Here is a 20,773-nt window from a genome sequence, read left to right as displayed (position 1 = left end):
CATCCGAACCGTACCGACCGCCGGCCGGGGGTAGGCACGGTGCCAGCCCATCACGCGCGTCCCGTCCGCACGCTCCGGACGGGAGGCGCGTTGCCAGCCCGCCCCGTGCCTCCCGTCCGTCTGCCGGTCACCACCGCAGCCTGCCCGCCGGGGCCCGCGCGAGCGGTCCGGAACGGCGCTCGACGGTTCCGCCTACGCTCGAACGAATGCCCGCCCCGCACCACCCTGCCGACCAGTCACCGTCGTCCGACGGGTTCATCCGCGTCCGCGGTGCCCGCGAGCACAACCTGCAGGACGTCGACGTCGACATCCCCCGCGACCGCATCGTCGCCTTCACGGGCGTCTCCGGCTCCGGCAAGTCGAGCCTGGCCTTCGGCACGGTGTTCGCCGAGGCACAGCGGCGGTTCCTCGAGTCCGTCGCCCCGTACGCCCGGCGGCTCATCGCGCAGGGCAGCACACCGCACGTCGACGAGATCACGGGGCTGCCCCCGGCCGTCGCCCTGCAGCAGCGCCGAGGAGCCCCGAGCACCCGCTCGACCGTCGGCACGCTCACGACGCTGAGCAACTCGGTGCGCATGCTCTACTCGCGCGCCGGCACCTATCCCGCGGGTGCCGAGCAGCTGTATTCAGACTCGTTCTCGCCGAACACCGCGGTCGGTGCGTGCCCCCGGTGCCACGGTCTCGGCACGGCGCACGAGGTGACCGAGGCCTCGGCGGTGCACGACCCGTCGCTGTCGATCCGCGAGGGCGCGATCACCGCCTGGCCCGGTGCCTGGCAGGGCAAGAACCTCCGCGACGTCACGGCGGTGCTCGGCTACGACATCGACCGGCCGTGGCGCGAGCTCCCGCGCGAGGACCGCGACTGGCTCCTCTTCACCGAGGAGCAGCCCGTCGTCGAGGTCCACCCGAAGCGCGACCGCGTCGCGAAGCCGTACAAGGGACGGTTCTGGAGTGCCCGGCAGTACACGCTGCACACCCTCGCCGACTCACAGAGCGAGACCCAGCGGAACAAGGCCCTGCGCTTCGTCGAGTCCGGCCCGTGCCAGCTCTGCCACGGTTCCGGGCTGACCCGGGCGGCCCTCGCGGTGACGTTCGGCGGGCACTCCATCGCCGCCTTCAACGCGCTCCCGCTGTCCGACGTCGCCGAGGTCCTCCGTCCGGCCGCGACGCTGACCGACCCGTCGCCCGCGCAGAGCCGGGTGACGTCCGGCGAGCGCTCCGAGGTGGCGAAGTCGATCGCCGCAGACCTGCTCGGCCGGGTCGAGGTGCTCGTCGGGCTCGGCCTCGGCTACCTCGGATTCGACCGTGCGACACCGACGCTCTCCCCTGGTGAGACGCAGCGTCTGCGGATCGCGACCCAGCTCCGGTCGGGGCTGTTCGGCGTGGTCTACGTCCTCGACGAGCCGAGCGCGGGCCTGCACCCGGCCGACGCGGAGTCCCTCGTGCAGGTCCTCGACGACCTCCGCGCGAGCGGCAACAGCGTCTTCGTGGTCGAGCACGACATGGACATCGTCCGCCGTGCGGACTGGATCGTCGACGTCGGCCCCGGTGCCGGGTCCGGCGGTGGACGCGTGCTCTACAGCGGGCCGCCCGAAGGGCTCGCAGACGTCCCGGAGAGCGTCACCCGTCGGTACCTTCAGCCACGGACCGAGCCCGTGCAGCACGAGCAGCGCGACCCCGTCGGCGTGCTCGAGCTCCGCGACGTCCGGCTGCACAACCTGCGGGGCCCGGGCGGCGGCCGGCTCGACGTCGACCTGCCCCTCGGGGTGATGACCGCCGTGACGGGCGTCTCCGGCTCCGGCAAGTCCTCGCTCGTCGGCGGTGTCCTGCCCGCGGTCGCGACGCAGCACCCGCTCGTGTCCCGCGTGGTCGAGGTCGACCAGAAGCCGATCGGTCGCACGCCCCGGTCGAACCTCGCGACCTACACGGGCATGTTCGACACCGTCCGGCAGGCCTTCGCCGCGACCGACGACGCCCGCGAGCGCGGCTGGACCGCCGGCAGGTTCTCGTTCAACGTCGAGGGCGGCCGCTGCGAGGTCTGCCAGGGCGAGGGCTCGGTCTCGGTCGAGCTCCTGTTCCTGCCGGGCAGCTGGGCGCCGTGCCCGGAGTGCCACGGCGCCCGGTACAACGCCGAGACGCTCGAGGTCCGGCGGAACGGCTCCACCATCGCGGACGTCCTCGACATGACCGTCGACCAGGCATCGGACGCCCTCACCGACCTGCCCGCCGCCGCCCGCGCCCTCGACGCCCTGCGGAGCGTCGGTCTCGGCTACCTCCGACTCGGGCAGCCCGCGCCGGAACTGTCCGGCGGCGAGGCACAGCGCATCAAGCTCGCCACCGAGCTCCAACGCGCACGGACCGGCCACACGCTCTACCTGCTCGACGAGCCGACCACGGGCCTGCACCCGGCGGACGTCGAGCTCCTCACCGCGCAGCTCCAGCGGCTCACCGACGCGGGGAACACCGTCGTCGTGGTCGAGCACGTGATGACCGTGGCGGCGCAGGCGGACCACGTCATCGACATGGGCCCGGGCGGTGGCGACGAAGGTGGCCGGGTCGTGGCCTCGGGCACCCCGAGCGAGGTCGCGGCGGTCGCCGCGAGCCGGACCGCGCCCTACCTGCGGGCAGCACTCGGGTCCTGACCACACGTCGGACGGGAGGCGCGGCACCAGCCCGCCCCGCGCCTCCCGTCCGCCCGCCGCTGCCTGAACCGGGCCGGCGCGGCATCCTCCGATCGGAGGATGCACCTCTGCCCGCCCCTCCGATCCGCTCGGGTCGGCACCCCCGCGAGGCTGGACCCATGTCCACCACACCGGCCGTCACGGTCGAGCACCTCACGAAGCAGTACCCCGGCGGCAAGCGGGCCGTCGACGACGTCTCCTTCACGATCGAGGCCGGCGAGACGTTCGCCCTGCTCGGGCCGAATGGCGCGGGCAAGTCCACCACGGTCGAGATCCTCGAGGGGTTCCGCTCCCGCACCGGCGGCGAGGTCAGCGTCCTCGGGCGCGACCCGGCGCACGCCAGCCGCAACCACAACGGCCGCGTCGGCATCGTCCTACAGACCAGCGGCGAGTCCCCGAACGTCACCGTCGCCGAACAGCTGCGGCACTTCCGCACCCTGTACCCGCGCAGCCGACCGGTCGACGAGCTGCTCGCCGCCACCGGCCTCGACGCACAGCGGAACACGCGCATCAGCCGCCTCTCCGGGGGCCAGCGCCGCCGCGTCGACGTCGGCCTCGGGATCATCGGCCGGCCCGAGGTCCTGTTCCTCGACGAGCCGACCACCGGCTTCGACCCCGAGGCCCGTCGGCAGTTCTGGCAGCTGATCCGCAGCGTCCGTGACGAGGGCACCACCGTCCTGCTCACCACGCACTACCTCGACGAGGCCGTGCACCTCGCCGACCGCGCTGCCGTGCTCGCTGGCGGCCGACTGCTCGACGTCGCGCCGATCGACGCGATCGGCGGGCAGGACGCACGCACACCGATCGTCCGGTGGCAGGACGACACCGGTGCGTCGCACGAGCACCGCACGACCGACCCGACGACCCTCGTCCGGAGCACGACGACCCCGATGCACGCGCTCGAGGTCGTCCGCCCCTCGCTCGAGGACGTCTACCTCGCCATGATCTCGGAGCACGCAGCATGAACCCCGCGAACACCATCCGCCTCGGCGCCCACCGCATCGCGTACGAGCTCCGGTCGTACTTCCGCGCACCCGACTCGGTCTTCTTCACCTTCCTCTTCCCGATCGTCATGCTCGCGCTGTTCTCGGTCGCCTTCAGCAGCGCCGCCGACATCCAGGCGGGCCCGGGCGTCAGCGTCGACTACGCCACGTACTACCTGCCCGGACTCGTCGCCACCGGGTTCCTGCTCTCCGGCACCCAGGCACTCGGTGTCGACATCGCCGGCGAACGCAGCGACGGCACGCTCAAGCGGCTCGGCGGTACGCCGCTGCCGGTCGCGAGCTACTTCGTCGGCAAGATCGGCATGGTCCTCGTCACGTCGATCGTGCAGACCGCGCTGCTCCTCGTCGTGGCGAGCGTGGTGTTCGGCGTCGACCTGCCGACCGACGGCGGAGCGTGGGCACGCTTCGCCGGCATCATGCTGCTCGGTGTCGCGACCGCGAGCGTCCTCGGCATCGCGATCTCGGCGCTCCCCCGCGAGGGTCGCCGTGCCACCGCCACGATCGTCCCCGTCGTGCTGGTCCTGCAGTTCATCTCCGGTGTGTACCTCCCCTTCACACAGCTGCCCGACTGGTTGCAGACGGTGGCAGGCGTCTTCCCGCTGCGCTGGATGGCGTCGGGCATGCGCTCCGTGTTCCTGCCGGACGCGTTCGCGTCCGCCGAGCCGGGAGGCGCGTGGCACCTCGGTCTCGGAACCCTCGTCCTGGCAGCATGGCTGGTCCTCGGCACTGTCGCGTGCCTGCTGACCTTCCGGTGGAACCGCCGGGACTCCTGAGCGTGCCTGTGGACAACGCCCACACGGTCTCGAGTCGATGGGATGCTGATGGCATGGACGACACCCCGATCACCGCGAGCCGGAACGCCTGGCTGCACGCGTTCTTCGCGGCGACGGTCGTCCTCACCGCCGTCATCGCGACCTTCGGCTGGTCACCCTGGTCGACCCGCTGGCCCGCCCACCTCGCCCTCGCGGCGTTCGTCCTGGCCTACGCGGCGTACGGCTGGCGCGGCTACGACTCCCGACGGGCGGCGGCCGCGTTCCTGCCCGTCGCCCTCGTGGTCGCGTTCGTCCTGCCCGCTGTCGCGCCGACGACCGCGTTCGTGCAGTGCATCGTCTTCCCGCTCGTCTGGTGCCAGGTCGAGCGGGTGCGGAACGCCGTGCTGCTCTCCGGCGTCGTGGGCCTCCTCAGCGCCGCGGGCCTGCAGGTCTCCGGCGGGCCCGGCGAGCTGACGGGCACGGTGCTGATCGAGACCGTCAGCGTGGTCGGCGCCTGTGCGATGGGGATCTGGATGACACGGGTCGCCACCCTGGCCGAGGAACGCCGACGCCTGCTCGACGAACTCCGTGCGACGCAGGACAGCCTGGCCGAGGCGCACCGCACCGCCGGCGTCACGAGCGAACGCGAACGGCTGGCGCGCGAGATCCACGACACCGTCGCGCAGAACCTCGCCGGCATCGTGATGCTCACCGAGCGCGCGCGAGCCGACCTCGTGGCGGATCGTGCTGACCGGTTGCACGACCGGCTCGCCGTGCTCGAGGACTCTGCCCGCGCTGCGCTGGAGGAATCGCGGACCCTCGTCGCCGCGGGCGCCGCCGGCATCGCGAGCGACGGTCTCGGCGCCGCCCTGCACCGGCTCGGCGAACGCTTCGCCCGCGAGACCGGTGTCCCCGTCACGGTCGACGCACCCGACTGCGCACTCGACCGCGACACCCAGGTGGTCCTGCTCCGTGCCGGCCAGGAGGCCCTGGCGAACGTCCGCGCGCACGCCCACGCCGCCTCGGTGCACGTCGTCCTGCGGGTGGACGGTCCGCAGGTCACCCTGCGCGTCGAGGACGACGGCGTCGGCTTCGACCCGGCGCGCCCCACTGCTGGGCACGGACTCCGGGGCCTGCGCGACCGACTCACCCTTGCCGGTGGGACCTGCTCCGTCACGTCGACGCCCGGAACCGGCACCGTCGTCGAGGCGACCGTGCCCACCGGAGCCGAGCCGCACCTCCCGGCTGTCCCCGCAGAGGCGGCACCGGTGGCGGGAGCGGCCTCGTGATCCGCGTCGTTGTCGCGGACGACCACCCGATCGTCCGTGCGGGCATCGTCGCGCTGCTGCAGGACGCCGACGACGTGCAGGTGGTCGGGCAGGCGAGCGACGGCGAGGGGGCCGTCGCGACCGTCCTCGCCGAGCGTCCCGACGTCGTGCTCATGGACCTGCGCATGCCGGGGTGCAACGGCGACGAGGCGACGGCACGCATCCTCGCCCGCGAGCCCGGCATCCGCGTGCTCATCCTCACCACGTACGAGTCCGACGACCAGATCCTCGCCGCGATCGAGGCCGGCGCTTCCGGCTACCTGCTCAAGGCGGCGCCCGAGTCCGAGATCCTCGCTGGCTTGCGCGCCACCGCTCGCGGCGAGACAGCCCTCGCTCCCTCCGCGGCTGCGGCCCTCGTCCGCCGGGCCACGACGAAGGCCCCGGTCGGACCGACACTGTCCCCGCGCGAGCTCGAGGTGCTGCAGCTCGTCGCGAAGGGCGGGTCGAACCCGGCGATCGGGCGCGCGCTGTTCCTCAGCGAGACGACGGTGAAGACGCACCTCGGGCACGTGTTCGAGAAGCTCGGCGTGAACGACCGCACCCGTGCGGTGACGCGCGCGATGGAGCTCGGGATCCTCCGCTGACATCCGTCCTCGACGCCGTCCTCGCGGGTTCGATGGCAGTTGATCCCGGGAGCAACGGCAGGTTCAGCGGTCCGACCTCCGTCGGGTGCTCAGCGTTCGCGCTCTCCGCGGTACCAGCGAGGTCGGAGCCTCCGTGGAACGCCGGACAGCAGGATCCACAGACCGAGCCCACCGGCCACGGCGGCAAAGACCGCGAAGACGAAGGAGAACCCGAAGACCGGCGTTCGGATGAAGCTCGTCGCGAGCCCCATCGACAGCACTGCCAGACCCAACCAGAACCACCCGAACACGACGTTCTCGTGGATCCGGCCGGTCCACGAACGCCAAACGCCGGCGTACGCCAACGCCCCAGCGCCGCCGAAGACGACCCCGATGGCGAACAGCATGACGACGAATCCGACCGGGGTCACTCGAGTACCTCGTCCACCCGCTCAGGCGAGCTCCCCGTGGTCATCGATCGTCGCGGGTCACGGCACCGATGACCTGTCGAACGACCGTCTCGGTTCGGATCGGCCGGAGCGAGACGGCTCCATCAGTCTGCGAGTACCGCTCGAGCCAGCCGAAGCCGGGAACATCGATCGCGAAGATCCCGAACCCGGTCTCTCCGGACCAGCCGAAGACCGACCGCCATCCGACGGCTTCCCAAGCTCGTCGGAACCATTCGGGTACATCGGGCGCTGGCTCTCCGAACGTCGATCGGTCGCCGTGCTCCTCGTACCGCGCTCGGAGTGCCGTGAGCGGAACGGTCACGGCTTCCTGCTCTCCGATGAACCACGTCGGTTCCACGGCGATCCAATCGAGGAGGTGTCCGACCGCGCCGGCGACCGAGGTGACCCCGAGGCCGACCCGTCCGTCACCGAGTTCGACGCGCATGGCGGCCCGACCCCCGTCCACCCACATCGCGGCGTGGTGCGTCCCCTTCTCGGACTCGATCCGCGTCCGGAGTGCACGAGTGGTGTTCGCGATGATCCCGACGAACTCCGAGCCTGCATCGGACAACGCCCCGAATCGGTTGACCAGCCCGAGCTCTCTTGCAGCTCGGCCCTCGTCGGAACGGCGAGTGCTGGCGGACACCAGCCCGCGGCCCCGGAGGTGCCAGAGGTGGTCGAAGAGCGCCGCGGAGCCCTGCCACTCGAGGCGGCATCCGGGCTGGTGGTCGTGCACCCGGTCGAGCGATTCGAGCTCGACGCCGGCGCGGGCACTCGCAGCAACGTCGATCCGCGGCATCATCGGTTCGTCACCTCCTGCACGTCGACCAGACGCACGGAGCCCATGACCTCGGAGAGCAGCGGTTCGACGGCGATCCGTTCGAGCACCGAGGCGCTGGCCGTCAGGTGGACTGCCGTGTCTCCCGTGGTGATCACCCGCTGGTCGACGACGATCCAGTCGTCGCCGAACGGGTACCCGAACAGCAGTCGAGCGCCGGGACCGAGCGCATGCTCCTGGCGACGGACCTCGAGGACTCGCGTTCCCGGGTGAGCGGCGATGGCAGCGGCCATCATCCCGGAGGATGCCTCCACCAACGACACCGTCGTGGATTCCTGCGCCATGACCACGTTCGGCCGGAACCCGTTGGTCGTCGGGCGTTCGAACACGGTGCCGAAGGTTGCTTCGGTGAGGACCCAGCCGTCGGGCAGGTCGGCCGTGATCACGCGCCGCTCCTATGCCGGTACCAGCGCGGCGTCAGCCACGCGGGCACACCGAAGACGAACAGTCCGACCGCGACGAGGATCAGCACGAAGGCCGCGACCATCATGACAGCGGTTATGACGAACGCGTGCGTCGACAGGAGCGCCGCGAAGGCGCCCAAGCAGATGCCGCCGAACCCGAGGAAGGCGGTCGGGAAGACACGGTCTGCACTCCACGAGCGCGTCCAGCTCCGCCAGAGGCCGGTGTACGCCGTCAATCCCACGAGCGCGAACGCGCACGACACCGCGATCAGCGCCCAGATCATCCGAAGATCCCCTTCCACACGTCGTGCACGCCCTTCGCGAAGTCCGACCCCTGGTACATGTCGTTCAGCTTGTCGCCGAGCATCTCGCCGCCTGTCCCGCCGAGCCAACCCCCGATGGCGCTCCCGACGATACCGCCCACGACCGTTCCGACCCCTGGGAACAGCGCGGTTCCGATGGCGCCGCCGATCCATGCACCGGCCGCCGCTGCGCCAACCGTCGTGCCTCCCTTGATGACCGTGGTCGTGACCGCGCTCTCAGCGCGTTGCGAGTCGGACCAATCGGGGTGGTCCACTTCGTCGTCGTGCCACTGGTCGTTCCAGGTCGAGCCGAGGGTCAGGACCGTTCCAGCAACTCCCAAGACCTTGGTCGCGCCCTTGGCCGCGTCCGGCATGGCCTCGAGCAGGGCGTTCTTGTCCTTCACCACGAAGTTGTGCGAGCCGTAGCGAGGATCGTCGAGCGGGATGTCGGGCCCCTTCGGCGGGTACGGCTTGGCGATCTCACCCGGCGCCTGCCACCATGCCTTGCCGTTCGCGTCGAGGAATGCCGGCGGTGGGGTTCGCAGCGTCGCTTCGGGGATCACTCCGGCAGGCACCGTGGTGAGCTGGCGCCACCGTTCGAGTGTCTCCTGCGAGACCGACATCCCCGCGCCGACGAGGGCTCCGGACGTCCCGCCGCCCACGAAGCTCAAGAACTTCGAGGCCGCTGACTGCTCGTACGCCTTGAGCGCATCGATGTCTCCCGCGCACTCCTGATCTGCTTGCAGTGCCGCTGCGTTGAACTGATCCACGCGACGTTGCAGAGCATCTTGCTGGTCCCGACGCGAGTCCTTCGCTGCCGTGACTTCTTCGTCGGTCGCGCCGGCCGGAGTCGAAGTGTCCGCACCCGCGAACGCCCGGATGTCCGCCAGGAGAGCTGCCCGCTGCGACTGGAGCGTCTGCACCGTCGTCGAGTACGTGTCGAGAGCGCTCTTCGCCTTCGCCGCTGCGTCGACCAGCCCGACCACGTCCGCATCGATCGGCGACAAGGCGTTCCGGAGCGTGGCCGCTTCCGGAGCATCGTAGACATCGGTCGTCGCGAACGCCTTCCACGCGGCCTCGATCGCGTCGGTCTGGGTCTGCGCCACGCTTGCCGCGGCCACCAAGTCCGCACCGATCGACTCGAGCGTCGCAGGGTCGGGCAGTTCGTTCACAGTCGGGGCGAAGGTCACTGCTCGATGCCCTTGTTCGCGTGTGCCGCCATCTCCTCGTCCCCGGACGCGTACGCGTTCGCGATCGATCGCGCGGCGGCGACGGACGCGGTCACGCGACTCCCGATCGACGCGAGTCTGATCTCTCCTGGGTTCTCCTTGAACGCGTTGAGTGCCGTCGCGGTGTTCGTTGCACTCGCTGCGAGTGACTCCGCCGCACCGGCGGCGTTCTGCAACGACTGCTCTGCCGTCGCCATGTCAGCGAGTGCGGTCTCCGCGTCCGAGACCGCTCGATCGAAGGCGGCCGGATCGAGCCGCCATCCGTTGATCGCCATGCTGCATTCCCCTCGAGTGCCGCAGTGTGTCTGAACCCCTCAGGATACCGACACTCGGGGTCGACAGGAATCTGCCGTTGTCGATCGAGCCGCCTCCGTCTGTTGTGACGAGAGAGAAGGGACGGTGTGATCTGGAGCATCGGCGCGGCCCTGATGCTCATCGGCCTGCTCGGCCACACCGGACTGTGGCGCACGTGCGCGAAGGACGGCCGGTCGTACTGGGTGTTGGGCCTGTTCTGTTCGGCCTCGGCATCGTGCTCGGGAGCATCGTGCTCGCGCTGCCGGACCGCCCGGGCTGGCTCTTCTGGATCCCTGCGGTCATCGCCCTGTTCGGCGCCGCGTCGACCTGGTACCTCCCGCCAGTGCTCACCCCGTGCCGGTTCCGCGCGCTGCGCAGCAGCTGTCGTTGAGCCGCGGCAGCGCGCCGACGCGGAACGACGAAGCCGACGTCGTACGACATCGCAGGCGTCGTACCGAGTCGACCCCGCCGAGCGCACCGAACCCCCACACGAACCACGCACCACGCACCACGCGCGCCGCACCGGACGGGAGGCGCGGCACCTGCCCGCACCGCGCCTCCCGTCCGTCGACGCGCACCGTCTGCCATCCGGCGCGCGTCCCCTCAGCGCCCCGCGTCCGCCCCCTCCGACCGGACGCGGAACACCCGAGCCGTCGGGGTCGCACCGCCGTTGTCGACGTGCAGCACCCCCGCGACCCCGTCCCAGGACACCACCCACGGCGCCACCGCCGTCGGGAACAGCGGCTCGACGACGACGCGACCCGCCACCGACCCCGGATCGAGCGGCAGCGCCACCGTCCGCGCCGCCCCCGGCAACGACCACACCGACAGGTACAGGTCCCCCGACGTCGCCCGGAGGCCGAGCGCCACCCACGGGTCCTCCCACCCGGGCAGCCCGAGCGGCCACACCGGCAGCGCGGTGTCGACGACCTCGAGCACCTGACGGTGCGCGGCGACCGCGTCCGCGACGACCGCCCGCTGCTCCGTCGACATCCGCGGCAGGTGCCCGGACAGGTACATCCGCCCGAGCACCCCGTTCACGAGCGACAGCGTGAACAGCTCGTCGGACATCTCCGGCGCCGGGTACGCCCAGTTCCCGGCCTGCTCGGGCAGCATCGCGGCGGGGGCCGCGGCGGCGATCGAGGCGGACAACACGGGGTCCTGCTGGTCCGAGGTGGACTGCATGTGCAGCCGGGACAGCATCGCCTGGTCGGCGCGCATCGCCCCGGACGCGCAGTTCTCGATGAGCAGCCGCGGGTGCCGAGCCTGCACCGCGTCGAGCCAGTCGAGCAACGCACGACCGCCGTCCACCGAACCGGCCCACGGCCCGGTCATGGTGTTGTCGTCCATCTTGAAGAAGGTCACACCGAAGGTCCCGACGAGCCGGTCGACCACGGCGTCCAGGTGCGCTCGGGCGTCCGGTGACCGCAGGTCGAGCACGTGCCGTCCGTGCTCGGCGACCCGGACGCCGTGGTGCTGCACGAACGCGGAGTCGGGCAGCGAGGATGCGAGCGGCGAGTGGATCCCGATCACCTCGGGCTCGAGCCAGAGCCCCGCCTGCATGCCGCGGCTCCGGATGTGGTCGACGACCTCGCCGAGCCCGTCCGGGAACCGTGAGGCCGCGGGCTCCCACGCCCCGACGGTGTCCCACCAGTGCCCCTCGGCGTACCAGCCGGCGTCGATGCAGAACAGGTCGGCACCGGCGTCGGCTGCCGCGTCGACGAGCGGCAGCAGCTTCTCGGTCGTGGGGTCGCCCATGAGCGTGTTCATGTAGTCGTTGAACACGAGCGGCATCGCGGCGTCGGCGGCCCGCGTCTTCCGAGAGGCCCGTCGCTGCGCGGTGAGGACGCCGAACGCCTGGTCGATCGAGCCCGCGATGCCCACCGAGACCGACACCGACGTGAACGGCGACGACGGCGTGACCACCGCGGTCCACTGGTGCTCCTGGTCGGTCGGACCGCTGAGCACCAGGTACGCGGAGCGTCTGGTCTCCCCGAGCTCGTACAGCCACGGCCCGTTGTGCTCGACCTCCCAGACCAGCGCGTACCCGGGTCCGGTGAGCACCCCGGTGGGCAGTGCCTCGCCGGTGGACCACGAGCCGCGGTTCTGCACGACGGCGCGGCTGCGGGGCGGGTGGTGCTGCGCCTCGCGGTCGATGCGCGCGAGACCGATGTCCCGCAGCGGGTCGGTCTGCCACCGGCTCTCCGCCGCCCAGTCGTTCGCCGCGTGGGTCAGCGAGAGGTCGTCGACGTCCACGCCCGAGTCGCCCAGCCATGCGCCGCTCGCGAACGAGGACACGGAGTCGACGACGTGCTCGCCCCGCTCCGCCCGCACCTCGGTCCAGGTGCGGAACGCCGGGATGCCGTCGTGTGCCCGGAAGACCGAGACGGTCTGGAGGCCCGTGGCCGCGTCCGCCTGCACGATCCGGATCTCGGGTCTGGTCGCCGCCACGGCCGCGCTTGCGTCCGCTCCGTCCGTCGCGTCCGCCCCGTCCGTCGCGCCCGTCGCGCCCGTCGCGCCCATCGCGCCCGTCGCGTCCGTCGCAACGTGCGACACGTACCGCAGCCGCGCGCCGATGGTGGAGTCGACGTGCCGGAAGCCGCCGGGGAACCGCCCGTGCCCGACCGTCGTCAGTTCGACGAGCGGTTGCGGGTCGGTCGACCCGTCCGAGAGCGTCCCGCCAGCCGGCACGAACGACACGAGTGCCACCGGCCGGTCGGGGCCGGTCCGGAAGCGGACCGCGAACCCGCTCGTCACCCAGTCGACGACGTCCTCCGTCATCGCACCCCCGCGGGTGCGGCCGGGCTGTCCACCCACGCGCCGAGGCCGTGGTCGTAGCAGGTGGTGTTGTCGATCGCCGACCGGTCGACGACGGGGCCCGCTGTGACGCGTCGGTCCACCCGCTCGGGGTCTGGCGCCGCATCGGCGAGCAGCCGCGTGTAGTCGTGGTGCGGGTCGAGGATCACCGCGTCCGACGGCCCGCGCTCGACCACGCGCCCCCGGTAGAGCACGAGGATCTCGTCGGAGAAGTGTCGCGCGGTCGCCAGGTCGTGCGTGATGTAGAGCACGGCGAGGTGGTCCTCACGCTGCAACCGGCCCATCAGGTTGAGCACGCTGAGGCGGATCGACACGTCGAGCATCGACACCGGCTCGTCGGCGACGAGCACCTGCGCGCCGGGAGCGAGCGCGCGGGCGATCGCGACGCGCTGCCGCTGTCCGCCGGAGAGCTCGTGCGGACGGCGCTCGGCGAAGTCCTCGTCGAGGTTCACCCGGTCGAGCAGCTCCCGCACGCGCTGGCGGGTCTGCTCGGTGCCGCGGGTCCGGTGGTGCAGCTGCAGCGGCCGGGCGATGTGGTGCTCGATCGAGTGGAACGGGTTCAGCGACGCGAACGGGTCCTGGAACACCATCTGCACGTGCCGCCGGTACATGCTCCCGACGACGGGCGTGCCGTCCTCGAGCCGGACGTCGATCGACCCGCTCGTGACGGTCTCGAGCTTCGCGAGCATCCGCGCGATCGTGGACTTGCCCGAGCCGGACTCCCCCACGAGTGCGACGGTGCGCCCGGGCAGCAGCTCGAACGACACGTCGTCGACGGCCCGGAGCGTGTTCCGGCGCAGGCCCTTGCGGACGTGGAAGTCCTTGGTCAGGTGGGTGACGGTGACGCTGGTCACGACGCGACCTCCTCGAAGCCGGTGCCCGTGCGGATGAAGTCACCGCGGGCGCCGGACAGGCTCGGGAACGAGCGCAGCAGACGCTGCGTGTACGGGTGCTGCGGCTCGTGCTGGATCCGCGCGGCGGTCGCGCACTCGACGACCTCGCCGCGGAGCATGATCGCGATCCGGTCACTGATCTCGAGCAGCAGGGGCAGGTCGTGCGTGATGAACACGACCGCGAAGCCGAGCTCGTCCCGCAGCCGGACGATCTCGCGCAGGATCTCCCGCTGGACGACCACGTCGAGCGCGGTCGTCGGCTCGTCCATGATCATGACCTGCGGTTCGAGCAGCATGGCCATCGCGATCATCACACGCTGGCGCATGCCGCCGGACAGCTCGTGCGGGTACGCGGTGATGCGCGCGGGGTCGACGCCGACGCGGCGGAGGGCGTCCTCGGCGATCGCCCGCCGCTCCTTCTTCGGCATCCCCCTGCGGTGCTCGACGAGCGCGTCGTCGAGCTGCGCGCGGATCGTGGTGACCGGGTTGAGCGCGTTCATCGCCCCCTGGAACACCATGGACAGCTTCGACCAGCGGACGGCGCGGAGCCGCTCGTCGCTCAGCCCGAGCAGGTCGACGTCGCTGCCGTCGCGGTCGTGGAAGGTGATGCTGCCGGAGGCGACCTTCGCCGGCGGCTTGTGCAGCCGGGTGATGGCGTAGGCGAGGGTCGTCTTGCCGCACCCGGACTCCCCCGCGAGCCCGAGGATCTCCCCCGGTGCGAGCGTGAGCGAGACGTCCTTGACGGCGTGCACGGGCCGTTCGGTCTCGTAGACGACGTCGAGGTGGTCGATGGTGAGGACGGCGTCCCGGGTCATCGGGTGACCCCCTTCCGGTCGGTGGCGGTCTGCGCGGAGCGAGCCGCGCCTCCAGGGCCGGACGAGCGGCGAGCTGCGCGCCGCGCCTGCCGCTCGCGTCGTCGCTGGGCCCGCACGTTGGCGAGCCGCGGGTTGATGACCTCGTCGATGGAGAAGTTCACCAACGACAGGCCCATGCCGAGCAGCGCGATGAGCAGCCCCGGCGGCACGAACCACCACCAGGCGCCCTGCGCGAGCGCGAACCCGTTCTGCGCGTAGAAGAGCATCGTGCCGAGCGTCGACGAGTTCGATGCGCCGAGTCCGAGGAAGGACAGACCGGCCTCCCCGAGGATCGCGGCGATGACCGCGAACACGAACTGCGATGCGAGCACCGGCAGCAGGTTCGGCAGGATCTCGACCGCGATGACGCGCCACGGTCGTTCACCGGCGACCCGGGCGGCGGACACGTAGTCGCGGCTGCGGATCGACATCGTCTGCGCACGGAGCACCCGGGCGGACCCGGCCCACGAGGTGATGGCGAGGACGATCGCGATGGTCCAGAGCCCGCGTGCCTCCTGCGGGACGAGGCCCGAGATGACGATCACCAGCGGCAGGCCCGGGATGACGAGGAAGACGTTGGAGAACAGCGAGAACGCCTCGTCCATGATCCCGCCGAGGTACGCCCCGAGGATCCCGAAGAACGCGGAGAGCACGGTCGCGAGCACGCCGACGATGAGTCCGATCTGCAGGCTCCCCCGGGTGGCGTACGCCAGTTGTGCGAGGACGTCCTGCCCGGTCTGGGTGGTGCCGAGCAGGTTGTCGCCGCTCGGCGGCTGCATGCCGGAGTCGCGGATGGCGTTCGGGTCGCCGACCAGGAACGGACCGAGCAGCCCGAACAGGGTGACGCCGACGATGAGCACGATGCCGGTGACGAGCCAGGGCGTCATCGTGGGGAGGAAGCGGCGGAGGCCGCCGCGGGGCTTCGCCGAGCGTGCCGTCGCGATGCTGCGCGTCGAGTGGCCGTCGGCCTCCTCGGCGAGCGCGCCGACGGTGGGCTCGGTCTCCTCTTGGATGTTGGTCACGGTCGTGTCCTCCTAGCTCCGGGCCCGGGTGCGCGGGTCGATGAGCCCGTACAGCAGGTCGACGACGAGGTTCGCGCCGAGCACGGCGAGGGTGATGAACAGGAAGATGCCCTGCATGAGCGCGTAGTCGTTGTTCGTGACCGCGGACAGGAGCTTCGACCCGATGCCCGGGTACGAGAACACCTGCTCGGTGACGACCGAGCCGGAGACGATGAACCCGAGCGAGATCGCGAACCCGGCCACCGACGGCAGGACGGCGTTGCGGGCGGCGTAGTTGCGGAGCACCTTGCCGGGCGGCAGGCCCTTCGCGAGCGCCGTGGTGATGTAGTCCTCGGACAGCGTCGACACCATCATGTTCCGCATCCCGAGCAGCCAGCCGCCGAGCGACGCGAGCACGATCGTCGCCGCGGGCAGGACGCCGTACTCGAGTGCCGACATGAGGAACGGACCGTTGAACCCCGGGTCCAGGACGACGTCGTAGCCGCCCTGGGCCGGGAACAGGTGGAGTCCGGTGGCGAAGCAGTACACCAGGATGAGCGCGAGCCAGAAGTAGGGCACCGCGGCGAGCAGCGTGGTCGCCGGCACGAACGAGTCGAGCCAGGTGCCGGGCTTCCACCCGACGAATGCGCCGAGCGCGACGCCGATGACGGCGGCCAGGACCGTGGCGAGCCCGACCAGGGCGATGGTCCACGGCAGCGAGCTCCCGATGACCTCGGTGACGGGCGCCGGGAAGTAGCTCACCGACACCCCGAGGTCACCGCGGAACACGTTGCCGAGGTACTGCCCGTACTGCACGATGAGCGGCTGCGAGGAGTCGCCACCGAGGAGCAGCTGGTACGCCTCCCTGGTCTCCGGGGTGATCTGGCCGCCGCGCTGCTGGAGCTTGGCGAGCAGGATGTCCACGGGGTTCCCGGGCAGGAGCCGGGGGATGATGAAGTTCAGCGTCAGGGCCGCCCACAGGGCGACGAGGTAGAAGCCGATCTTGCGCAGGAAGTACTGCATACGAGTGCTCCTCGGTCGCGGTCCGCCGTCAGCCCTTGACGGGCTTCAGGGCCTTGAACACCTCGGCGTTGTCCGGGCTGGCCCAGATCGCCGGGAAGGCGTACAGGTCGTCCTGGGTCGGCCAGCCGGTGAACTTGGCGGTGTGCACCTCGCTCGTCGTGCCGCCCGTGAGGATCGGGATGTACGGCATGTCCTCGACCAGGTGCTGCTGGATCGTGTCGAGCTCGGGCTGGGTCGCCGCGGTGTCCTCGGGGTTGATCGCCTTGAGCTTCGCGAGCGCCCCGTCGACGTCGGGGTTGCTGTACCGGGACAGGTTCGTCGCGGCTGCCTCACCGACCTTCGCGGTGTTCGACGTCGCGAGGTTGTTGTTGTACAGGTAGTACGGGTTCGCGGTCGGGCCCTGGCCGAGCGAGTCGATCGCGAGCTGGAACTGGCCCTTCGTCTTCTTGTCGGTCCACTCGTTCCACGACGACTGCTGCGCCTTGAGCTCGATGCCGGCGGCCTTGAGCTGCTGGGTCATCGTGTCGATGGCGGTGATGTAGTCGGTCCAGCCGGTGACGACCTCGACGGTCAGCGACAGCTTCTGCCCGTCCTTGGCGTAGATGCCGTCGGAGCCCTTCTTCCACCCGGCTCCCTCGAGGGTCGAGGCGGCCGCGTCGGTGTCGGCGCTGTCCGGCATCACGGCGGGCGACACGTCCTTCGAGATCATGTCCTTCTGCGTGGTGGTGAGGGCGAAGGTCGGCGAGATGTCGCTCGCGGTGTTCGAGAACGCGAGCGAGTTCAGCTGCTTGCGGTTGATCGCGTCGGCGACGGCGTGCCGGACGGCGGGGTCGGTCTGCGGTCCGGAGCACCCGAGGTCGGTGTTCGCGCAGGTGATCAGCGCCATCTGGTTCTGCCCGATGGTGATGCCGTCGTAGCCCGGGTAGTTGCCCTTGATGTCGTCCATGTTCGGGACGGGGCCGGTCTGCCAGTCGATCGATCCCTGCTTGAGCGCGTCGGCACCGGCGGTGTTGCCGGAGAGCGACAGGTAGCGCACCGTCTTCACGGCCGGGGCGCCTCCCCAGTAGTCCTCGTTCGCCGTGAGGGTGAACGCCTGCGCCTTGAAGTTCCCGAGCGTGTACGGACCGGTGCCGACGGGCTCGCGCACGACGTCGGTGGCGGGGTCGATGTCCTTCCACAGGTGCTCGGGCACGATCCACGTCTTGCCGAGCAGGTTGGGTCCGAGCACGAACGACGGCTCATCGAACGAGACGACGACCTTCGCGTCGCCCTCGGCCTTCGCGGTGCCGGTGTACCCGATGGAGTTGAGCGACTTGTCCTCCTTGAGCATGTCGAGCGTGAACACGACGTCCTTCGCGGTGAAGGGCTTGCCGTCGCTCCACTTCGCGTCGTCACGGAGTTCGATGGTGAGCTGCGTGCCGTCGGCGTTCCACTCGTAGCTCTTGCCGAGGAGCGGCTTCGGGTCCTCGGTGTTCACGTTCGTGATGAAGAACAGACCCTCGTAGATGGTCCCGATGCCGCCGATGTTCGACGGCGACCACGGGTTGAAGTTGATCTGGTAGTCGCCGGACTGTCCGGTGTAGGCGACGAGCGTGGACGCGGAGTCGGACGACGCCGCGTTCCCGCTCGAGCTGCAGCCGGTCAGGGCGAGTCCGGCGGTGGTGACGATGGCCGCGGCTGCGATGGCGAGCCGCCGTGAACGGTTGAGTGCTGACATCGTTGTCCTCTCGGTCTGCTCCGTCGCAGTCCAGTTCGTTGACGGCGATTGTTACACGGCTAAACTAACCCGGTCAAGCATTCGCACGACGATCTGAGGAGGCGCGATGGAGCGCACGACACTGGACGGCCCCTGGACCCTCGAGGCGGTGACCGGACCGACGGGGTCCGAGCCGTTCCGGTCCCCCACCGAGGCGGTGGTGCCGGGATGCGTGCACACCGACCTCCTCCGCGCGGGCCGGATCCCGGACCCGTTCGACGGTGACGGCGAGGCGGCGACGCAGTGGATCGGCGACACCGTGTGGCGCTACCGACGGACCTTCACCTGGGACGGCACGCGCACCGAGGAGCGTCACGACCTCGTCGCCGAGGGGCTCGACACCCTCGCCACCATCGAGCTGAACGGCCTGCTGGTCGGGTCGACCGCGAACCAGCACCGCTCGTACCGCTTCCCCGTCGGGCACCTCCTCCGACCGGGCGACAACGAGCTCGTGGTCACCTTCGATGCGCCCGTCCCCGCGGCCGTCCGGCTGTCGGAGCAGCACGGCGGCGAGCTCCCCCACGTCAACCACCACCCGTACAACGCGCTCCGCAAGAACGCGTCGAACTTCGGTTGGGACTGGGGCGTCGACGTCGCGACGAGCGGGATCTGGCGGTCCATCGGGATCGAGTCGTGGAGCGGCGTGCGGATCGCCGCGGTCCGCCCCCTCGTCGACGTCGACGGCACCACCGGCGTGCTCACCGCGCACGTCGACGTCGAGCACGCCGGCAGCCCGGGCGGCTTCCGCCAGCACATCGGCTCGGCCCCGGTGGTCGAGGGCACGACCGGTACCGGCTTGGAGGCGCGGATCACCGTCTCCGGACACGGCACCTCCGTCACCGGGTCGCGTCCCGTCTCCGGTGGTCGCGCCTCCGGGTCCGCTGCGGTCCGCGTGGAGCTGCCGGACGTCGCCCGCTGGTGGCCGCGCGGCCACGGCGAGCAACCGCTGTACGACGTCCGGGTCGAGGTCGGCGACGACGTCTGGTCCGGGCGCGTCGGCTTCCGGACGGTCACGCTCGACACCGCCGCCGACGCCGGCGGTGCACCGTTCCTGCTCCGGGTGAACGACGAGCCCGTGATCGTGCGCGGCGCGAACTGGATCCCGGACCACGCGTACCTGACCGAGATGACGCCGGAGCGGTACGCCGAGCGGATCGACGACGCGATCGAGGCGAACGTCAACCTGCTCCGGATCTGGGGCGGCGGGATCTACGAGTCCGACGACCTCTACGACCGCTGCGACGAGCTCGGTGTGCTCGTGTGGCAGGACTTCCTCTTCGCCTGCGCCGCCTACGCCGAGGAGCCCTGGCTCGCCGACGAGGTCGAGCCGGAGGTCCGCGAGGCCGTCACGCGCCTCAGCCCGCACCCCTCGCTCGTGGTCTGGAACGGCAACAACGAGAACCTCGTCGCCTACGCCGAGTGGGGCTGGCGGCCGTCGCTCGTCGGGCGGACCTGGGGCAACGGGTACTACCGCTCCCTGCTGCCCGCCATCGTCGCCGAGCTCGACCCGACCCGGCCGTACACGCCCGGCTCCCCGTTCTCGTTCGACGAGTACCTGCACCCGAACGACGACCGCAACGGCACCGTGCACATCTGGGACGTGTGGAACACGAAGGACTACACCGCCTACGCCGACTGGCGCCCCCGGTTCGTCGCCGAGTTCGGGTACCAGGGTCCACCGGCCTGGTCGACGCTCACCGCCGTGGTGCACGACGAGCCCCTCGACCCGGACGGGCACGAGATGCTCGTGCACCAGAAGGCGCAGGAGGGCAACCGGAAGCTCGCCGACGGCATGCGCGGGCACCTCCCCGAGCCGCGGAGCATCGAGGACTGGCACTGGGCGGCGCAGCTCAACCAGGCGCACGCGATCCGGTTCGGCATGGACTGGTTCCGCTCCCGCACGCCGGACAACACCGGCATGGTCGTCTGGCAGCTGAACGACGACTGGCCCGTGGTCTCATGGGCGCTCGTCGACCACGCCGGGCACCGGAAGCCGGTCTGGTACGCGGTCCGACAGGCATACCGGCCGGTGGTGGCCACCGTCCAGCCCTCGGAGGACGGCACGGGTACCGAGGTCGTCGTGGTGAACGCCGGCGCCGCCCCGATCGTGGACGACCTCGTCGTCGAGCGGCGGTCCTTCGACGGCACGGTCCTCGCGTCGACGAGCACGTCCGTGACGGTGGCGCCGGCAGACGCGGTACGGGTGTCGCTGCCGGTCCAGGTCGCCCGGTCGGAGGACCCCGCACGCGAGGTCCTCGTCGTCACCGGCACCTCCTCCGGCCGGCGGGTCCACGACCTCGCCGAGGTGGTGGACCAGCGACTCGCACGACGACCGTTCACGACCGAGGTGGACCCGACGGACGGCGGCGCCCGGGTCACGGTGACGGCGACCGGGTACGTCCGGGACCTCTCGCTCTTCCCGGACCGACTCGTGTCGACCGCCCGGGTGGACGACGGACTGGTGTCCCTGCTCCCGGGTGAGCACGTCGTGTTCACCGTCTCGCGTGCCCCGGGCATCGACGCCGAGGCGCTCGTCGGGCCGCTCGTCCTCCGGCACGCCGGCGACCTGCTGCCCTGAGCCGAGA

Annotated in this window: 19 protein-coding genes; 7 read left to right on the top strand and 12 right to left on the bottom strand. The window is 71.0% G+C overall.

Going from position 1 to position 20,773, the window contains the following annotated elements:
- Positions 1 to 206 precede the first annotated feature (206 nt).
- From DEJ22_RS05545 to DEJ22_RS05525, 5 genes are all read left to right on the top strand, one after another.
- Complete coding sequence (locus DEJ22_RS05545) at positions 207 to 2,642, top strand: ATP-binding cassette domain-containing protein (protein ID WP_111225697.1); 2,436 nt, start codon at positions 207 to 209, stop codon at positions 2,640 to 2,642.
- 158 nt (positions 2,643 to 2,800) lie between these two features.
- Positions 2,801 to 3,646, top strand: a complete 846-nt coding sequence (locus tag DEJ22_RS05540) for an ABC transporter ATP-binding protein (RefSeq protein ID WP_111225696.1) — start codon at positions 2,801 to 2,803, stop codon at positions 3,644 to 3,646.
- The gene (locus DEJ22_RS05535) at positions 3,643 to 4,458 is read left to right on the top strand and encodes an ABC transporter permease (protein WP_111225695.1); all 816 of its coding nucleotides are present in this window, start codon (positions 3,643 to 3,645) and stop codon (positions 4,456 to 4,458) included. Before DEJ22_RS05540 ends, DEJ22_RS05535 begins: the two co-directional genes overlap by 4 nt.
- A 53-nt stretch (positions 4,459 to 4,511) precedes the next feature.
- Positions 4,512 to 5,726: a sensor histidine kinase gene (locus DEJ22_RS05530; protein WP_181430625.1), complete on the top strand. Its 1,215-nt coding sequence runs from the start codon at positions 4,512 to 4,514 to the stop codon at positions 5,724 to 5,726.
- Positions 5,723 to 6,349 carry a response regulator transcription factor gene (locus DEJ22_RS05525; protein ID WP_111225693.1) on the top strand — a complete coding sequence of 209 codons (627 nt, stop codon included), beginning with the start codon at positions 5,723 to 5,725 and terminating at the stop codon, positions 6,347 to 6,349. The genes DEJ22_RS05530 and DEJ22_RS05525 overlap by 4 nt, the downstream gene beginning before the upstream one ends.
- Before the next feature lie 89 nt (positions 6,350 to 6,438).
- Here the strand turns inward: DEJ22_RS05525 and DEJ22_RS05520 are convergent, their stop codons facing one another.
- Genes DEJ22_RS05520 through DEJ22_RS05495 form a run of 6 tightly spaced genes read right to left on the bottom strand, consistent with a single transcriptional unit; the run spans position 6,439 to position 9,825 of the window.
- Positions 6,439 to 6,759, bottom strand: a complete 321-nt coding sequence (locus DEJ22_RS05520) for a hypothetical protein (protein ID WP_111225692.1) — start codon at positions 6,757 to 6,759, stop codon at positions 6,439 to 6,441.
- Positions 6,760 to 6,799: 40 nt separating this feature from the next.
- Entirely contained in the window at positions 6,800 to 7,576 is a 777-nt protein-coding gene (locus tag DEJ22_RS05515; protein WP_111225691.1) for a hypothetical protein, read from the bottom strand.
- Positions 7,576 to 8,001, bottom strand: coding sequence for a hypothetical protein (locus DEJ22_RS05510; RefSeq protein ID WP_111225690.1), 426 nt, complete (start codon positions 7,999 to 8,001; stop codon positions 7,576 to 7,578). Before DEJ22_RS05510 ends, DEJ22_RS05515 begins: the two co-directional genes overlap by 1 nt.
- The gene (locus DEJ22_RS05505; RefSeq protein ID WP_111225689.1) at positions 7,998 to 8,303 is read right to left on the bottom strand and encodes a hypothetical protein; all 306 of its coding nucleotides are present in this window, start codon (positions 8,301 to 8,303) and stop codon (positions 7,998 to 8,000) included. Before DEJ22_RS05505 ends, DEJ22_RS05510 begins: the two co-directional genes overlap by 4 nt.
- Positions 8,300 to 9,511 carry a glycine zipper domain-containing protein gene (locus tag DEJ22_RS05500; RefSeq protein WP_111225688.1) on the bottom strand — a complete coding sequence of 404 codons (1,212 nt, stop codon included), beginning with the start codon at positions 9,509 to 9,511 and terminating at the stop codon, positions 8,300 to 8,302. Before DEJ22_RS05500 ends, DEJ22_RS05505 begins: the two co-directional genes overlap by 4 nt.
- Complete coding sequence (locus DEJ22_RS05495) at positions 9,508 to 9,825, bottom strand: DUF6507 family protein (RefSeq protein WP_111225687.1); 318 nt, start codon at positions 9,823 to 9,825, stop codon at positions 9,508 to 9,510. The genes DEJ22_RS05500 and DEJ22_RS05495 overlap by 4 nt, the downstream gene beginning before the upstream one ends.
- Positions 9,826 to 10,019: 194 nt before the next feature.
- Between DEJ22_RS05495 and DEJ22_RS05490 the strand changes: the two genes are divergently transcribed.
- A complete protein-coding gene (locus tag DEJ22_RS05490) occupies positions 10,020 to 10,235 on the top strand; it encodes a hypothetical protein (RefSeq protein ID WP_146241639.1) in 216 nt (71 codons plus the stop codon).
- Positions 10,236 to 10,447: 212 nt separating this feature from the next.
- Here the strand turns inward: DEJ22_RS05490 and DEJ22_RS05485 are convergent, their stop codons facing one another.
- The 6 genes from DEJ22_RS05485 to DEJ22_RS05460 are packed head-to-tail and all read right to left on the bottom strand — an operon-like array spanning position 10,448 to position 18,149.
- Positions 10,448 to 12,625 carry a glycoside hydrolase family 36 protein gene (locus tag DEJ22_RS05485; RefSeq protein WP_146241638.1) on the bottom strand — a complete coding sequence of 726 codons (2,178 nt, stop codon included), beginning with the start codon at positions 12,623 to 12,625 and terminating at the stop codon, positions 10,448 to 10,450.
- Positions 12,622 to 13,515: an ABC transporter ATP-binding protein gene (locus tag DEJ22_RS05480; RefSeq protein ID WP_111225685.1), complete on the bottom strand. Its 894-nt coding sequence runs from the start codon at positions 13,513 to 13,515 to the stop codon at positions 12,622 to 12,624. The genes DEJ22_RS05485 and DEJ22_RS05480 overlap by 4 nt, the downstream gene beginning before the upstream one ends.
- Entirely contained in the window at positions 13,512 to 14,369 is an 858-nt protein-coding gene (locus tag DEJ22_RS05475; RefSeq protein ID WP_111225684.1) for an ABC transporter ATP-binding protein, read from the bottom strand. Before DEJ22_RS05475 ends, DEJ22_RS05480 begins: the two co-directional genes overlap by 4 nt.
- Positions 14,366 to 15,430 carry an ABC transporter permease gene (locus tag DEJ22_RS05470; protein WP_258379489.1) on the bottom strand — a complete coding sequence of 355 codons (1,065 nt, stop codon included), beginning with the start codon at positions 15,428 to 15,430 and terminating at the stop codon, positions 14,366 to 14,368. Before DEJ22_RS05470 ends, DEJ22_RS05475 begins: the two co-directional genes overlap by 4 nt.
- A 12-nt stretch (positions 15,431 to 15,442) precedes the next feature.
- The gene (locus DEJ22_RS05465; RefSeq protein WP_111225683.1) at positions 15,443 to 16,432 is read right to left on the bottom strand and encodes an ABC transporter permease; all 990 of its coding nucleotides are present in this window, start codon (positions 16,430 to 16,432) and stop codon (positions 15,443 to 15,445) included.
- A gap of 28 nt (positions 16,433 to 16,460) precedes the next feature.
- A complete protein-coding gene (locus DEJ22_RS05460; protein WP_111225682.1) occupies positions 16,461 to 18,149 on the bottom strand; it encodes an ABC transporter substrate-binding protein in 1,689 nt (562 codons plus the stop codon).
- A gap of 106 nt (positions 18,150 to 18,255) precedes the next feature.
- Here DEJ22_RS05460 and DEJ22_RS05455 point away from each other — a divergent pair, with 106 nt between their 5' ends.
- Positions 18,256 to 20,766, top strand: coding sequence for a glycoside hydrolase family 2 protein (locus tag DEJ22_RS05455; RefSeq protein WP_111225681.1), 2,511 nt, complete (start codon positions 18,256 to 18,258; stop codon positions 20,764 to 20,766).
- Positions 20,767 to 20,773 lie beyond the last annotated feature (7 nt).

The sequence above is a fragment of the Curtobacterium sp. MCSS17_007 genome (assembly GCF_003234175.2).
GTDB lineage: Bacteria > Actinomycetota > Actinomycetes > Actinomycetales > Microbacteriaceae > Curtobacterium.
This window is presented reverse-complemented; position numbering and strand designations above follow the sequence as displayed.

Bases quoted from the DNA above. Each gene is read 5' to 3' on its own strand.
- DEJ22_RS05465 (WP_111225683.1), bottom strand. From the start codon at position 16,432: ATGCAGTACTTCCTGCGCAAGATCGGCTTCTACCTCGTCGCCCTGTGG.
- DEJ22_RS05530 (WP_181430625.1), top strand. From the start codon at position 4,512: ATGGACGACACCCCGATCACCGCGAGCCGGAACGCCTGGCTGCACGCG.
- DEJ22_RS05455 (WP_111225681.1), top strand. From the start codon at position 18,256: ATGGAGCGCACGACACTGGACGGCCCCTGGACCCTCGAGGCGGTGACC.
- DEJ22_RS05475 (WP_111225684.1), bottom strand. From the start codon at position 14,369: ATGACCCGGGACGCCGTCCTCACCATCGACCACCTCGACGTCGTCTAC.
- DEJ22_RS05495 (WP_111225687.1), bottom strand. From the start codon at position 9,825: ATGGCGATCAACGGATGGCGGCTCGATCCGGCCGCCTTCGATCGAGCG.
- DEJ22_RS05485 (WP_146241638.1), bottom strand. From the start codon at position 12,625: ATGACGGAGGACGTCGTCGACTGGGTGACGAGCGGGTTCGCGGTCCGC.
- DEJ22_RS05515 (WP_111225691.1), bottom strand. From the start codon at position 7,576: ATGCCGCGGATCGACGTTGCTGCGAGTGCCCGCGCCGGCGTCGAGCTC.
- DEJ22_RS05535 (WP_111225695.1), top strand. From the start codon at position 3,643: ATGAACCCCGCGAACACCATCCGCCTCGGCGCCCACCGCATCGCGTAC.
- DEJ22_RS05540 (WP_111225696.1), top strand. From the start codon at position 2,801: ATGTCCACCACACCGGCCGTCACGGTCGAGCACCTCACGAAGCAGTAC.
- DEJ22_RS05505 (WP_111225689.1), bottom strand. From the start codon at position 8,303: ATGATCTGGGCGCTGATCGCGGTGTCGTGCGCGTTCGCGCTCGTGGGA.
- DEJ22_RS05460 (WP_111225682.1), bottom strand. From the start codon at position 18,149: ATGTCAGCACTCAACCGTTCACGGCGGCTCGCCATCGCAGCCGCGGCC.
- DEJ22_RS05545 (WP_111225697.1), top strand. From the start codon at position 207: ATGCCCGCCCCGCACCACCCTGCCGACCAGTCACCGTCGTCCGACGGG.